The sequence below is a fragment of the Massilia sp. 9096 genome (assembly GCF_000745265.1).
GTDB lineage: Bacteria > Pseudomonadota > Gammaproteobacteria > Burkholderiales > Burkholderiaceae_D > Telluria.
In genome coordinates this window covers 4,982,604-4,996,791 of record NZ_JQNN01000001.1, presented here as the reverse complement: position 1 = coordinate 4,996,791, position 14,188 = coordinate 4,982,604, and the positions used below count along the sequence as shown (strand labels likewise).

General features: G+C 67.8%; 11 protein-coding genes. 6 read left to right on the top strand and 5 right to left on the bottom strand.

Annotated features, from left to right (window positions below; all coding sequences use genetic code 11):
• The first annotated feature begins 6 nt into the window (after nucleotides 1-6).
• Complete coding sequence (locus FA90_RS21700) at nucleotides 7-957, top strand: bestrophin family protein (protein ID WP_036172492.1); 951 nt, start codon at nucleotides 7-9, stop codon at nucleotides 955-957.
• Between the two features lie 86 nt (nucleotides 958-1,043).
• Here the strand turns inward: FA90_RS21700 and FA90_RS25925 are convergent, their stop codons facing one another.
• On the bottom strand, nucleotides 1,044-1,670 hold the full coding sequence (locus FA90_RS25925) for a hypothetical protein (RefSeq protein ID WP_081933981.1): 627 nt from the start codon (nucleotides 1,668-1,670) through the stop codon (nucleotides 1,044-1,046).
• A gap of 296 nt (nucleotides 1,671-1,966) precedes the next feature.
• Between FA90_RS25925 and FA90_RS21690 the strand changes: the two genes are divergently transcribed.
• Nucleotides 1,967-2,953: an LLM class flavin-dependent oxidoreductase gene (locus tag FA90_RS21690; RefSeq protein ID WP_036172490.1), complete on the top strand. Its 987-nt coding sequence runs from the start codon at nucleotides 1,967-1,969 to the stop codon at nucleotides 2,951-2,953.
• A gap of 42 nt (nucleotides 2,954-2,995) precedes the next feature.
• Here the strand turns inward: FA90_RS21690 and FA90_RS21685 are convergent, their stop codons facing one another.
• A complete protein-coding gene (locus tag FA90_RS21685; RefSeq protein ID WP_036172488.1) occupies nucleotides 2,996-3,586 on the bottom strand; it encodes an isochorismatase family protein in 591 nt (196 codons plus the stop codon).
• A 174-nt stretch (nucleotides 3,587-3,760) separates the two neighbouring features.
• Between FA90_RS21685 and FA90_RS21680 the strand changes: the two genes are divergently transcribed.
• The 3 genes from FA90_RS21680 to FA90_RS21670 are packed head-to-tail and all read left to right on the top strand — an operon-like array spanning nucleotide 3,761 to nucleotide 6,499.
• On the top strand, nucleotides 3,761-5,473 hold the full coding sequence (locus tag FA90_RS21680) for a M1 family metallopeptidase (RefSeq protein WP_036172486.1): 1,713 nt from the start codon (nucleotides 3,761-3,763) through the stop codon (nucleotides 5,471-5,473).
• Nucleotides 5,470-6,138 (top strand): 5,6-dimethylbenzimidazole synthase, encoded by a 669-nt coding sequence (bluB, locus tag FA90_RS21675; RefSeq protein WP_036172484.1) that lies wholly within the window; start codon nucleotides 5,470-5,472, stop codon nucleotides 6,136-6,138. Before FA90_RS21680 ends, bluB begins: the two co-directional genes overlap by 4 nt.
• Before the next feature lie 40 nt (nucleotides 6,139-6,178).
• Nucleotides 6,179-6,499: a Dabb family protein gene (locus FA90_RS21670; protein WP_051971989.1), complete on the top strand. Its 321-nt coding sequence runs from the start codon at nucleotides 6,179-6,181 to the stop codon at nucleotides 6,497-6,499.
• A gap of 33 nt (nucleotides 6,500-6,532) precedes the next feature.
• On the opposite strand, the gene FA90_RS21665 is transcribed toward FA90_RS21670, so the two are convergent.
• The 3 genes from FA90_RS21665 to FA90_RS21655 all read right to left on the bottom strand — a co-directional run bounded on the left by FA90_RS21665 (nucleotide 6,533) and on the right by FA90_RS21655 (nucleotide 13,330).
• On the bottom strand, nucleotides 6,533-8,431 hold the full coding sequence (locus FA90_RS21665; RefSeq protein ID WP_081934126.1) for a DUF885 family protein: 1,899 nt from the start codon (nucleotides 8,429-8,431) through the stop codon (nucleotides 6,533-6,535).
• A 119-nt stretch (nucleotides 8,432-8,550) separates the two neighbouring features.
• Complete coding sequence (locus FA90_RS21660) at nucleotides 8,551-11,364, bottom strand: pitrilysin family protein (protein WP_081933980.1); 2,814 nt, start codon at nucleotides 11,362-11,364, stop codon at nucleotides 8,551-8,553.
• 139 nt (nucleotides 11,365-11,503) lie between these two features.
• Nucleotides 11,504-13,330, bottom strand: coding sequence for a glycosyltransferase family 39 protein (locus FA90_RS21655; RefSeq protein ID WP_036172480.1), 1,827 nt, complete (start codon nucleotides 13,328-13,330; stop codon nucleotides 11,504-11,506).
• 276 nt (nucleotides 13,331-13,606) lie between these two features.
• On the opposite strand from FA90_RS21655, the gene FA90_RS21650 reads away from it, so the two are divergent.
• Entirely contained in the window at nucleotides 13,607-14,176 is a 570-nt protein-coding gene (locus tag FA90_RS21650) for a DUF882 domain-containing protein (RefSeq protein WP_051971988.1), read from the top strand.
• Nucleotides 14,177-14,188: the final 12 nt, after the last annotated feature.

Genomic DNA, 14,188 nt, shown 5'->3' with positions numbered 1-14,188 from the left:
CTCCCCATGATCGTACGCGACCGCCCCTCCCCGCTACGCCTGTTCCTGGTCATGCGCGGCTCGATTCTTCCGAATATCTGGAAGAGCCTGGCCTTCACGACCTTGCTGGCGATCGGCGTGACCCTGACCGGCGGCAGCCTGGGAAGCCACAAGCTGTCGCTCAGCGCGATCCCGTTCACGCTGATGGGCCTGCCGCTGGCGATCTTCCTGGGCTTTCGCAACAACGCCGCCTACGACCGCTACTGGGAAGGCCGCAAGCAATGGGGCGAGCTGGTGCTGCGCAGCCGCAGCCTGGCGCGCCAGTGCCTGAGCCTGGTAAGCGGCGATGCGCCGTTCGCCACCGACGCCGCACCGGACCACGCCGCCGACCCGCGCGTGCGCATGCTCAGGCGCGCGGCCGCGTACGCGCACGCGCTGCGCCATCACCTGCGCAAGTCCGATCCCGAAGCCGAGGTCGCGCCCTGGCTCTCCCCGCAAGAATGGTCGCGCGTGCGCACCCTGCCGAACCTGCCGCACGCGCTGATGCTGGAAATGGGCGCCGACCTCGGACGCTGCCTGCGCGAGCGCCGCGTCGACCCGAACCTGGCGGCGTCGATCGATGCGACGCTCTCGAGCATGACCGGCGTGGCCGCCGCCTGCGAGCGCATCCGCGGTACGCCGATCCCGTTTTCGTACACGCTGCTGCTGCACCGCACCGCCTACCTGTACTGCATCCTGCTGCCGTTCGGCCTGGTCGGCGCGATCGGCGACCTGACGCCGGTGGTCACCGCCATCGTCGCCTACACCTTCTTCGGCCTCGACGCCCTCGGCGACGAGATCGAGGAACCGTTCGGCGCATCCGACCACGACCTGCCGCTCGCCGCCATCTGCCGCACGATCGAAATCGACCTGCGCGTGGCGCTGGGCGAGCGCGACTTGCCGCCGCCGCTGCTGCCGGTCGACTACCGGCTCAGCTAGACGGCGTTTTGACGAAAAAAAACACCAACCCGAGGGCTGGTGTCTTTGGCTGTGCGCCTGCAAGCGCAGGCGCGCGCTGTTTGTTATCAGCGACCCGCGCCGCCGGTGGTGCCGGCGCCCGCGCCGCCCGAGGTGCCGGTGGCGCTGCCGCCTGCGCCCGAAGCCGAGCCGGTGCCGCTCATGCCCGAGCCGCTCATGCCCGACGAACCCGCTGCGCCCGAACCCATCGAGCCGCCGGTGCCCGACGAACCCGACGAGCCGCTCATGCCCGACGAACCGCTCGAGCCCGAGGACGAACCGCTGCCCATGCTGCCGCTCGAGGAGCCGCCGTTGCTGGAGCCGGTGCCGCTGCCGCCGGCGCCGCTGCCCGACGAGCCGCTGGTGCCCATGCTGCCGCTACCGGTGGTGCCGCCCGAGGACGAGTTGCTGCCGCCCGAGGAGGAGCCGCTGCCCATGCTCGAACCGCTGCTGCCCGAATGGGTGCTGCCGCCCGACGACGAACCGCTGCTCGAGCTGTGCTTCTTCGACGATTTCTTGGAATGACCCGACGACGACGACGAACCGCTCGAACCCGACTGGTCTTGCGAACTGGCGCTGGAACCGCCGCTCGACCCCGACGAACTGCCGGTCTGGGCTTGAGCGTTCATAGTACCGAACATTGCTACGGCAACGGATGCACCCAGCAGGCCTTTCAGTAACTTATTCATTTTCATGTCGCTCTCCTAATGGAATTGGGGCAAAATCTCAACAGTATCAATGGGATACTGATGAAGCGAAGTGTAGAACGGTCCTCGTGAAGGGTGCGCGCGTTAGCCGCCTGGAAACTAAAAGTTGCAGCAAAAAAGCGACGTTCTCCTATGAGGATCGCTCGCTCACAGGGAGACAACGCGGGACCTCCGGGCCCGGATGACAGCGCGAGAATCGCGTGCCGCAGATCCGGTGTTTTGGCGCATCGGAGCGTTTTGGGGGCCCGCGCACGCGCTCGCCGCGATCGGCGTATCATGAATCCATGATTCCATTTTCGATCCTCGATCTCTCTCCCATCACCGAAGGCAGCGACGCTGCCGAGTCGTTCCGCCGCTCGCTCGACCTCGCGCAGCACGGCGAACAATGGGGCTACAACCGTTTCTGGCTGGCCGAACACCACGGCATGCCAGGCATCGCCAGCGCGGCAACGTCCGTGCTGCTGGCCCACGTGGCCGGCGGCACCAGGACCATCCGCGTGGGCGCCGGCGGCGTCATGCTGCCGAACCACTCGCCGCTCGTGATCGCCGAACAATTCGGCACGCTCGAGTCGCTGTTCCCCGGCCGTATCGACCTGGGCCTGGGCCGCGCGCCCGGCTCCGACCACACCACCGCGCGCGCGCTGCGCCGCAACCTGGCGTCCGACGCCGACGAGTTCCCGCAGGACGTCGTCGAGCTGATGGATTATTTTGCCGACTCGCCGCGCCGCAACGTGCGTGCGGTGCCGGGCGCGGGTTTGAACGTGCCGGTCTGGATCCTCGGTTCGAGCCTGTTCGGCGCCCAGCTGGCGGCGGCGCTCGGCCTGCCGTACGCGTTCGCGTCGCACTTCGCGCCGCAGATGATGATGCAGGCGATCGACATCTACCGCGCCACCTTCCGCCCGTCGGCGCAGCTCGACAAGCCGTACGTGATGCTCGGCTTTAACGTGTTTGCCGCCGACACCGACGCCGAAGCGCATTACCGTGCGACCTCGATGCAGCAGGCCTTCATCAACCTGCGCAGCGGCCGCCCGACCAAGCTCAAGCCGCCGGTGGAGGGTTATCTCGAGCTGCTGTCGCCGCCCGAGCGCTCGATGCTGGACGGTGTGCTGTCCTGCTCGGCCATCGGCGCCCCGGACACGGTCGCGCGCCAGATCAAGGACTTCATCGCGCGCACCGGTGCGGACGAGCTGATGCTGACCTCGCAGATCTTCGAGCACAAGGCGCGCCTGCGCTCGTACGAGATCACCGCCGACATCCACCGCGCGGGTTGAAGAACCCTGCTGCCGCTCGCGACGGTTTTCGAGGCTCTTCGTTCAAGCCTCGCCCGTTCCCGCCTGCAGCGCATCGATGATCTGCTGCGTCTTGCGCACCCGTCCCATGGTGCGGAAGGCGCCCTCGACCGAGGCCTGGTGCGCCTCGGTCTTCTTGGCGCTCATCGCATCTTCCGCAAAGATCAGTTCGTAACCCATGTCGAAGGCCGCGCGCGCGGTCGACTCGACGCCCATGTTGGTCGCGATGCCGCCCAGGATGAGCGTCTTGATGCGGCGCCGGCGCAGCATCTGGTCCAGCTCCGTCGCGTAGAACGCGCCCCACTGGCGCTTGGTGATCACCAGGTCGGTCGCCTGCAGCTGCGCCTCGGGTGCGAACAGGATCGCGTCCGGCGGCGGCGGCGGACTGCCGGGCGCACGCATGGGCGCGTCCGCGGGCGGCGCCAGCAGCTGGTCCGCCAGCACGCGCACGTACACCACCATCGCGCCGCGGTCGCGCATCTCGCCGGCCAGCATCGCGCAGTTGCCGACCACGGTATCGGTCTTGTACGGCGCGGTGTCGCTTTTCACGTTGAAGTTCTGCAGGTCGATCAGCACCAGGGCGGTGCGTGCGATATCGATGTTCAGCTCGGTCATGGGCCCTCCTCGGCATGCGTGTGAAGGTCCAGTATTGCCCAAGCCAGCCGTGGACGGCGCGCGCTCGCTGCCGCGCCGGTCGCCGATGCGCCGATGCGCCGTCAATACATATATTTGATTGCCGCTGTGATAGATTGCCGGCATAACAAATAGTGGCGCGCCGCGCCGGTCCCGATGAAAAAGATTGTTACCGCTGCCGCCGCGGCTTCGCTGCTCGCGGCCTGCGCCACCACCCCGCCCCCGCTCACCGATTACAGCGCCAACTCCGGCGCGGCCCGCAACCCGGACCAGGCCGGCCTGGAGTTCGACAAGGCCGACCTGAAGCTGCGCATCGAACCCGACACGCGCAGCATCCGCGGCGACGCCACCCTCACCTTCGGCACGCGCACGACGATGCGCCGCATCGACCTCGACCTGGACCGCAACCTGCCGATCGACGCCATCGCCGTCGACGGCCAGGCACTCGGCCCGGACCGCTGGCGCAATCCGCAGGGTTTGTTGTCGATCGACCTGCCGCAGCCGCTCGAGCCGGGCCGCACGGTCAGCATCGAAGTCAAGTACCACGGCCAGCCGCACGTGGCCAAGCGTGCGCCCTGGGACGGCGGCTTCGTCTGGGCCAAGACGCCGGACGGCCAGCCCTGGGTGGCCAGCGCGGTCGAGGGCGAAGGCTGCGACCTGTTCTGGCCCTGCATCGACCACCCGACCGGCAAGCCGAAGGTCGTCGACGAGCACTTCACGGTGCCGGCGCCGCTGGTCGCGGCCGGCAACGGCGTTGCCACCGGCATGACCGAAGCGGACGGCTGGCGCACCTGGCACTGGCATGCGAAGAACCCGAGCACCTACGGCGTGTCGATCAACGTCGGCCCGTACAAGGAACTGAGCGGCGAATATAAAAGCCGCTTCGGCAACGTGATCCCGCTGCACCTGTGGTACCTGCCGCAGAGCGAGAAAGGCGCGAAGGAGCTGTTCGCCGAGTTCCCGCAGATCCTCGACTTTTTCGAGTCGACCATCGGTCCCTACCCGTTCGGCGACGAAAAGATGGGCGTGGTCGAGACCCCGCACAAGGGCATGGAGCACCAGACCATCAACGCCTACGGCAACGGCTACGCCAAGACCGTGCACGGCTACGACGACCTGCTGCAGCACGAGTTCGCGCACGAGTACTTCGGCAACCAGCTGACCAACACCGACTGGGACGACATGTGGCTGCACGAAGGCCTGGGCAGCTACATGCAGCCGCTGTATTCGCAATACCTGAACGGCGACATGGATTACTACGCCTGGCTGATGCAATTTCGCGGCGGCGTGCGCAACAAGGCGCCGATCGTCTCGGGCAAGCCGCGCCGCGAGGAAGACGTCTACGACACCGAGCGCGGCGGGCCCGGCCAGGACATCTACGTGAAGGGCGCGCTGGTGATGCACACGCTGCGCGAGCTGATCGGCGACCCGGCCTTCTTCGCGACGATCCGCGAAGCCGTGTACGGCCGCCAGGATCCGCGTCCAGGCAATTTCAAGCCGCGCTATGGCACCACGGCGCAATTCATGGCGATCGCCAAGCGCATCAGCGGACGCGATCTCGACTGGTTCTTCCAGGCCTACCTGTACCAGGCCGCCCTGCCCGAGCTATTGGTCAAACAGGGCGGCGGCACGCTGCAGCTGAGCTGGAAAACCGAAAAGAACACGCCGTTCCCGATGCCGGTCGACGTGCGCATCGGCAACCAGGTCGTGACCGTGCCGATGGCGGACGGGCGCGGCAGCGTCAAGCTGCCGGCCGGCGCGACCTTCACGCTCGATCCGCACTCCAGAGTGCTCAAGCGCGAGGCCAGCATCGAGCGCTACCAGGCCTACGAGGACGCGCGCAAGGCGAAGGCCAAGGCGCAGAAATGAACCCGAGTCCGCACGCTTATGCGCAGGACGACGTCGACGCCGTCTACCGCGCGATCCGCGAGCGGCGCGACGTGCGCCACTTCCGGCCCGGGCCGATCGATCCGGCCCAGCTGGCGCGCTTCGTCGCCGCCGCGCACCAGGCGCCCAGTGTCGGCCTGATGCAGCCGTGGCGCTTCATCCGCATCGTCGATCCCGCGCGGCGCCAGGCGATCCACGCCCACGTCGACGCGGAACGCAGGCGCACCGCCGAAGCGCTGGGCCAGCGCGCCGAGGACTTCATGCGCCTGAAGGTCGAGGGCATCCTGGAATGCGGCGAGGTGCTGGTGGTGGCGTTGATGGACAAGCGCGAGCGCTACGTGTTCGGACGGCGCACGATGCCGCAGATGGACCTGGCATCGGCATCCTGCGCGATCCAGAACTTCTGGCTGGCCGCGCGCGCCGAGGGCATCGGCGTGGGCTGGGTGTCGCTGTTCGACCCGGAGCACATCCGCGGCCTGTGCGCGATGCCGGATGACAGCCTGCCGATCGCCGTGCTGTGCGTCGGCCACGTCGACGCGTTCTATCCGGCGCCGATGCTGGAGATGGAAGGCTGGGATGCGCGCCAGCCGGTCGAGCACGTCGTGTACGAGGACAGCTGGGGCCAGCCGCCGACGCCGACGGCGTGACCGAGGTAAGATGACGAACCTTTTTTGATCGAGGATCGTCATGACCCAAACCACCCAATCCCTGCTGCGCCACGTCGTCCTGTTTTCGTTCAAGGCCGAGGCCAGCGCCGAGCAGGTCGACGCCATCGTCATCGGCTTCGGCGCGCTGCCGCAAGCCGTGCCGGGCGTCGTCGCCTACGAATGGGGCACCAACGTCAGCCCGGAAGGCCTGAACGCCGGTTTCACCCACTGCTTCACGCTGACGTTCAACTCGGCCGAAGACCGCGACGCCTACCTGGTGCACCCGAATCACCAGGCTTTCGTCGAAAAACTCGGCCCGGTGATCGAGCGTCCGCTGGTCATCGATTACTGGGCGCAGTGATGGTGGCCGGGCTGTGATGCCCGGCCGATTTCATCAAGCGCGCTTGGCCGCGGCGATGTACTGGTCGATGACGGTCGGCAGCACCGCCAACGGCACGCCGCCGCTCGAGATGATGGCGTCGTCGAACGCCGCCAGGTCGAAGCGGCTGCCCAGCGCCGCCTTGGCGCGCTCGCGGTTGCGCAGGATCTCGTTGTGACCCATCTTGTAGCCGCAGGCCTGGCCCGGCGACACCGTGTAGCGGTCGATCTCGCTGGTGCACGAGGCCAGCGCGCGGCCGGTGTTCTGCGACAGGAAATCGATGGCCTGCTGGCGCGTCCACTTCAGGCCGTGCATGCCGGTGTCGACCACCAGGCGGCAGGCGCGGAACTTCTGCGCCTGCATGTAGCCCAGGCGGCTGAGCGGATCGTCCTTGTACAGGCCCAGCTCGTCGACCAGCTGCTCGGCGTACAGCGCCCAGCCTTCCACGAACGCATTGAAACCGATCAGCGACGAGATCAAAGGCATCTCGGCGTGGTGCTCGGCCAGGTAGGCGCCCTGCAGCGTGTGGCCCGGCACGCCTTCGTGCGCGGTCAGCGAGGTCAGCTCGTGGCGCGGCCACAGCCCGGTCGACTTCAGGTTGATGTAATAGATCGCCGGACGCGAGCCGTCCAGTGACGCGAAGTTCATGTAGCCCAGCGCCGCGCCGTCCTGGATGTCGGCCGGCACGCGCTTGATCACCAGCGGCGCCTCGAGACCGAGGTGCGAAATCTGCGGCAGGAGTTTGCGGATCTGCGCGACGCGCTCGTTGCAGTAGGCGATCAGCTCGGCGCGGCCCTGGTCGTTGTCGGCGTACAGGCGTTTCGGGTCGACCGACAGCGCGTGCATGCGCGCGCCCACGGTCCCCTGCGTCATGCCTTGCGCGCGCAGGATCGCATCCATCTTCGATTCCAGCTCGCGGTTCTGGTCCTGGCCGATCTTGTGGATCTCTTCGGGCGTGAAGCTGGTGGTGGTGCCGAGCTTCAGGGCCCAGCGGTAGTAGGCTTCGCCGTTCGGCAGGCGATGCACGCCGGCCACGTCGGTCGCCTTTTGCGCGGCTTTGGTATAGGCGGCGATCTGGCGATCGAGCGCCGGATACACGGCATCGTTGACCAGCTTGGTGGCGCGCGCATCCCAGTCGCCGGCCAGGCCCAGCTTGCGCGCACGCGCGCCGACCGAGGTCACCAGCTTCTGCTGGCCGGCCGGGGTCTTGCGGTACTCCTGCAGCTGGCCCAGCGCGGTCTGCATGATGAAGCTGGGCGGCATGACGCCCATCGCAGCCTGTTCGTTGATACGCGCGGTTTCCTGGTCGAGCATGCGCGCCATCGCCTGCACGCGCGCGAGGTAGGCTTCGGCGTCGGCCTTGTCGGCGATCTGGTGCTGCGAGTCGAGGAACTCGGGGATGCGCGTGATGGCGCCGTCCTGCTGCGTCACCGGGAACGGCGCGGTGCCGCCATTGAAACCGCTGGCCGCGCCGCCGAACGGGAACGGGATGCCTTCCAGGCCGCTTTGCACTGCATAGCGCAGCGTGTCGTAGCGGATCTGGTCTTGCTGGCTGAGCGCCTTGCGGTCGACCTTGGCCAGGCGCGCGCCCATCGATTTGACTTGTACGTTCCAGCGCTCGTCGCCGGCGTGCGAGACGTCTTCCAGTTGCGACTTCAGGCCGGCGCGCGCGCCGGTGTCGAGGCCGAGCGAGGTGGCGCTGCTCGGCTCGAGGCGCAGGATCTCGTCGGCGAAGTCGGCCATCAGGGTGTTGAACTGGCGGTCGGCCGGCGAGGCGGCGTTGTTGGCGCCTTGCGCTGCTTTTTTGGCGGCGGCCGATGCGGCGGCCGGCAAGGCCGAGACGGCGGCGCCGGCCAGGGCGAATTTCAGGAGGTCGCGACGGGACTGCAGGCGGGACGGCAAACGGGTATTCACGGGCATGGTCTCTTCGATGAACGCCAGGATTTGGCTGAAGAAACAACATAGCCCGGCGGTGGGAGCGGTGTCAACAATGCACACCGCTCCCGCCGGGACACGACGGGTCGGGGCAACGCTCAGGGCAGCGGTTTGCCGTCGGCGTCGATGCGGCGTACCTCGCCCAGGTTCAGCGCACGGATGCCGGCCTCGATCTTGCTCATGTCGCCGACCACGATCCACACCGGCTGCTTCGGCAGGATCAGGCGCTTGGCCAGCGCGTCGACCTGGCCCGGGGTCGCCGCCAGGGCCTTGGCCGTGTAGGTGTTGTAATAGTCCTCGGGCAGGTGGTACTGCAGGATCGCGGCGTAGGCGTTGGACAGCTGGCCGACGGTCTCGAACTCGCCCGGCAGGCCCAGGGTCGCGTTGTCCTGGGCTTGCTTGAGCTCCTGCTGCGTGACCGGCTGCTTGCCGCCGATGTCGACGTACTCGCGCGCCAGTTCGCGCAGCGCGTCGGCCGTCTTGTCGGTCTGCACCGGCGAGTCGCTGTACCAGATGCGCTGGCCCTCGGCCGCCACCAGACCGGTGCCGACCCCGTACGACCAGTGCTTGTCCTCGCGCAGGTTCATGTTCAGGCGCGAGCTGAAGGTCCCGCCGAACAGGTCGTTGAGCAGGTTCAGCGGCACCGCTTCCGGCGTGTTGCGCGGGGGCGCGAGCTGGGCGCCCAGGATCTCGCTCTGCAGCGCGCCCGGGCGGTCGATCAGGTACACCGTGGTCCCCTGCGGCTGCGCCACCGTGGCGATGGTCTTGTGCGGCAGCTGGCCGGGCTTCCACGCGCCGAAGGCCTTCTCCAGCATCGGCTTGAGTTCGGCCATGGTGGTGTCGCCGACCACCAGCAGGGTCGCGTTGTTCGGCTTGAACCAGGTGTCGTGGTAGCGCACCAGGTCGGCCCGGGTCAGGCGGCCGACCGAGGCTTCGGTGCCGGTGCCGGTCAGCGGCAGCGCGTAGGCATGGTCAGGACCGTAGACCAGGCCGGGCAGCACGCGCAGCGCCATCGCGCGCGGGACGGTCTTTTCGCGCTGGATCGCGACCAGGCGGTCGCGCTGCAGGCGTTCGAAATCGGCTTGCGGGAAGGCCGGGTGCAGCACCAGGTCGGCGTACAGGCCGAGCGCCTGCGGCAGCGTGGACTTGAGCACGTTCAGGTTGACGAACGCGCCGTCCAGGTTGGTCGAGGTGCCCAACGAGGCGCCCAGCGCTTCCAGTTCCTGGGTAATCGCCAGCGCGGTGCGCGGGGTTTTCCCGTCCGTGCCCTCTTCGAGCATGCGCAGCGTCAGGCTGGCCAGGCCGGCGGTGGCGCGGTCGTCGGAGGCAAAGCCGCCGTCGAGGATGGTCGACAGGTTGATCACCGGCGCGCCGTGGCGTTCGGCCAGCACGATCTTCATGCCGTTCGACAGCGTGGCCGCCTGCATCGGCGGCAGGTGCAGCGCTTCCGGATGGCCGAGCGGCGCGCCCTTGCTGCGGTCCAGGCCGGTGTTCTCGGCCGCCAGGGTCGGGAACGGGTTCACCTGCAGGATGAAGTCGCCGTCGCTGAGCCAATCCTGCATCGCCTTGCGCACCGCCGCCGGAGTGGCGGCCTTGATGCGCTCGAGGTAGACCTTGTAGCAATCGGGATTGCCGGTGAAGGTCGTGCATTGCGCCAGCAGGTCGCTCTTGCCGCCGAAGCCGCCGATGCGCTCGACCCGGCGCGTGTAATTGGCCAGGAAGGCGTTCTTGGCCAGGCGCAGCTCGTCCTCGGTCGGGCCGCTCTGCATCAGGCGGCGCAGTTCTTCGTCGGCGATGCTTTCCATGCGCGCGACGTCGACGCCGGGCCGGGCGGTCAGGTCGATTTCGAACTGGCCGGCGATCTCTTTCGAGTTGTCGCTGGCCGAGACCCCGGTGGCGAGCTGCTCCTTCACCACCAGGCGCTGGTACAGGCGCGAACTCTTGGCCCCGCCCAGCACGTGCGACGCCAGGTCGAGCAGCGCTTCTTCCGGCGTGTTCGCACCCGGCACGTTCCAGACGCGCACGATGCGCGCCTGGGGCACGCGGTCCTGCAGTGTGCTGCGGTGGGTGCCGGTGCGCTTGACGACCCAGTCGTGCTGGTGCTGCAGCGGCGGTCCGGGCGGGATGTCGCCGTAGTACTTCTGGACCTTTTCGCGCGCCTGCGCCGGCGTGATGTCGCCGGCCAGCACCAGCACCACGTTGCTGGGGCCGTAGTTGGTCTTGAACCAGGTCTGCACGTCGTTCATCGAGGCGGCGTCGAGGTCGTCCATCGAGCCGATCACGGTATGCGCATACGGGTGGCCGGCCGGCCAGGTGTTCTCGGTGATGGTCTGGTAGACCAGGCCGTAGGGCTGGTTCTCGTTCTGGCGCTTTTCGTTCTGCACCACGCCGCGCTGCAGGTCGAGCTTTTTCTGGTCGAGCACACCGAGCAGGTGGCCCATGCGGTCGCTTTCGGCGAACAGCGCGAAGTCGAGCATCGAGGTCGGCACGGTCTCGAAATAATTGGTGCGGTCGGCGTTGGTGGTGCCGTTCAGGTCGGTCGCGCCGATGCCTTCCAGCGCCGACAGGAAGGTCTTGTTGAAGTTCTGGCTGCCCGAGAACATCAGGTGCTCGAACAGGTGCGCGAAACCGGTCTTGCCCGCCGGTTCGTTCTTCGATCCGACGTGGTACCAGGTGTTGACCGCCACCACCGGCGATTTATGGTCTTCGTGCACCAGTACCGTCAGTCCGTTCTTGAGCACGAACTTGGTGTACGGGATGTCGGGAATCGGAATGTCGGCCTGGGCCGCGGCCTTGGCGACGGCGGCGGGCACCGGCTTTGCGGGTGCGGCCAGGGCCGAGGCGCCGCTCAATCCCAGCACCACGGACAGGCAGCTTGAGGAGCGAATGAACGAACGGACAAACAGATGCATGCAGTTCCTCCAGGGACCGCCGTCACGGCGGGATACATGAAATGAGTTGCCAGGACATGCGTTGTCGTCCCGACAATTTCCATTCTAGAACAGCTTGGAAGAATTGCACAGATGCAAATTCGAGCTCGGCCGCGCAGCTTCAGGGCTTGGCGTTCACAGGCGCCTCGTGCACCGGCGGCCTGTCGTGTGCCGCATCCTGCGCCCCATTGAAGAAGACGATTTTGCCGCCGACCGCTTCGCTGCGCCAGCCCGGTCCCGCCAGCGCAAGAAATTCGTCGCGGCGTTCGGCCAGCACGGCGACTGCGACCGGTCCGGCGCGGCTGCGGCGCAGGAAGGCATCGCGATCGATACAGGCCGTGCCGGGCTCCGCCGCGCAGCCGAACAGCAGGTCGCGGCTCATGCTGTCGACCACTGCGATCGGGCGGCCGAGGTAGAACGGCAGGCTGGCGAAGCGGTCTTCGAAGTCGCGGTAGATGAAGACCTGGCGCGCGGGACCGGCCTGGGCGCGCAGGAGCTCGGCGATGCGCAGGCTGCTGTCGCGCGCGGCGCGTGTGCCGCCGTGCTCGACCGCCAGCGCCAGCAGCGGCAGCGCGAACAGCACGATGGCCAGCAGCGCGCCCTCGCGCTCGCGCGTGGAGCGCAGGGCCAGGAAGACACGCGTGGCCACCGGCATCAGCGCCAGCCAGGCGAGGATCAGCAAAACCAGCGGCAGTGCCGACCAGATACGGTCGTCGGCATCCGGCAAGGCCACCAGCAGTACCGTGCAGGTCGAGAACGCCGCGCCCCAGCAGGCGGCCAGGCGCAGGCTGCGTGCGCGCGCCCGCGCCTGTGCGTGCTCGAGCGCCTGCGCCAGCGCCAGCGCGAGCCACAGCGCCAGGGGAGGCGCGCACACCACCAGGTAATAGTCGGCCTTGGCCTGGCTCAGCGAAAAGAACAGCAGCGGGAAGCCCACCGCCGCCTGGCAGAAGCGCACGACGACGGCGCGCTTGCGATCATGCCAGTGCGCACCGCGCGCCAGCAGCAACAGGAAAGGCGTCCACGGCATGGTCATCATCAGCAGGCGCGGCAGGTAGAACCAGAACGGGCCGCGATGATAATCGTCGGGCTGGCGCTGGCCGAGGAAGCGCAGCAGGTGCTCGTTGACGACGTAGAACCAGGCGAAGCCGTCCTGCTCCCTGGCCACCAGCAGGTGCCACGGCAGCACCACGGCCAGGAACAGCGCCAGCGCGGCCGGGTCGTACAGCGGGCGCCAGCCGCGGCGCTCGCGCATCGACAGCAGGAACACGGCCGCCACGCCCAGGGCCAGCACGAGGGCCACCGCCCCCTTGTCCATCACTGCCAGGCCGAGCAGCACGGCGCCGGCCCGGCTCGCGCCCGGCGTTGGCGGCGCTTGCGGATCCGCCTGCAAATAAGTGTGCAGGTAGCACAGCATCCAGCCCCCCAGCAATGCGGTCAACAGCGGATCGAACAGCACCAGGCGGGCGATCAGCGCCACCGGCACCATGCTGGCCAGCGTGACGCTGGCATAACAGGCGATTGCCGGGCCCAGGTGGTGGCGGCAGAACTGGAACAGGCCCAGGCACAGCGCCAGCATCGGCAGCGCCGACGCCAGCCGGACCACGCCGGGCGCCGGGCCGCATGCCGCCATCGCGGCGCCGGCCAGCCAGTACAGCAGCGGCGGCTTTTCGATATAGGGCACGCCGTTCAGGTGCGGCACCACGTAATTGCCGCTTGCCAGCATCTCGCGCGCGATCTCGGCGTACAGGCCCTCGTTGTTGTCGCGCAGCGGTAAGTCGCTCAGCCACAGCAGGAACAGGCAGGCCGGCGCCAGCACGGCTACCAGCAGATAGCCGGCCTGCGCAGCGTATGTTGCGACGGGCCGGCGCACCACGCGCGCCGGCGGCGGTAACGCCGAGCGCAGCCGTTGCGGCAGGATCGATGCCCATGAAAGCAGAACACGCAGCATGAGGTCTCCGTGACTTGGCGGGTGCCGGACTCATGATCGCGCGCCCGGCACGAGCAGGGACGATGCACGTCAATATGCAGCACAGGTAGCTTCCAGCGCCGCCGACACCTGAATCAGCCAACGCAAACGACGTGCAAATGCCGCGTTTTCGGCGAGCATGCCACATTGAACAGAGGCGCTTGTCGTCCTGTGCTTACAGAGCACGAAGCAACCGTCTGTCTGCACGCCTGGCGAACCGGGCGTATCATGAAGCCTTCCGTAGCACAGGAAATACCCATGAACCATCGACGTTCCTTTCTGAAAAGTTCCGTCGTCCTGGCTTCCGTGCTGGGCACGCCGGCACTGTCGCGGGCCGCAGCGCAGCCCGCCGCTGCCGCGCCGGTCACGCCCGCCGCCGCGCCGGGCGAACGCATCCTGCGCCTGCACAACACCCATACCGGCGAGAGCCTGCGCACCGTGTTCTGGGCCGAAGGCCAGTTCATCCCGGACGCGCTGCAAGACGTCAACAAGCTGCTGCGCGACCACCGCAACAACAAGATCGCGGCGATCGACCCGCAGCTGCTGGTGCTGCTCGACCGCATCAGCGCACAGTTCGGCGACCACCCCACGTTCCAGGTGATCTCCGGCTACCGCTCGCCGGAAACCAACGAGATGCTGCACGAAAACACCGGCGGCGTCGCCAAGCACAGCCTGCACATGGAAGGCAAGGCGATCGACGTGCGCATCGTCGGCCAGGACCTGGCCAGGCTGCACAAGGCGGCGATGGCGGCGCGCGCCGGCGGCGTCGGCTATTACCCGGACTCGCAGTTCGTGCACATGGACGTCGGCCGCGTCCGCTACTGGTAAGGGTGCGGATGC

Coding starts and splice junctions, on each gene's coding strand:
- FA90_RS21700 (WP_036172492.1), top strand. CDS start 7: ATGATCGTACGCGACCGCCCCTCCCCGCTACGCCTGTTCCTGGTCATG.
- FA90_RS25925 (WP_081933981.1), bottom strand. CDS start 1,670: ATGAAAATGAATAAGTTACTGAAAGGCCTGCTGGGTGCATCCGTTGCC.
- FA90_RS21690 (WP_036172490.1), top strand. CDS start 1,967: ATGATTCCATTTTCGATCCTCGATCTCTCTCCCATCACCGAAGGCAGC.
- FA90_RS21685 (WP_036172488.1), bottom strand. CDS start 3,586: ATGACCGAGCTGAACATCGATATCGCACGCACCGCCCTGGTGCTGATC.
- FA90_RS21680 (WP_036172486.1), top strand. CDS start 3,761: ATGAAAAAGATTGTTACCGCTGCCGCCGCGGCTTCGCTGCTCGCGGCC.
- bluB (WP_036172484.1), top strand. CDS start 5,470: ATGAACCCGAGTCCGCACGCTTATGCGCAGGACGACGTCGACGCCGTC.
- FA90_RS21670 (WP_051971989.1), top strand. CDS start 6,179: ATGACCCAAACCACCCAATCCCTGCTGCGCCACGTCGTCCTGTTTTCG.
- FA90_RS21660 (WP_081933980.1), bottom strand. CDS start 11,364: ATGCATCTGTTTGTCCGTTCGTTCATTCGCTCCTCAAGCTGCCTGTCC.
- FA90_RS21655 (WP_036172480.1), bottom strand. CDS start 13,330: ATGCTGCGTGTTCTGCTTTCATGGGCATCGATCCTGCCGCAACGGCTG.
- FA90_RS21650 (WP_051971988.1), top strand. CDS start 13,607: ATGAACCATCGACGTTCCTTTCTGAAAAGTTCCGTCGTCCTGGCTTCC.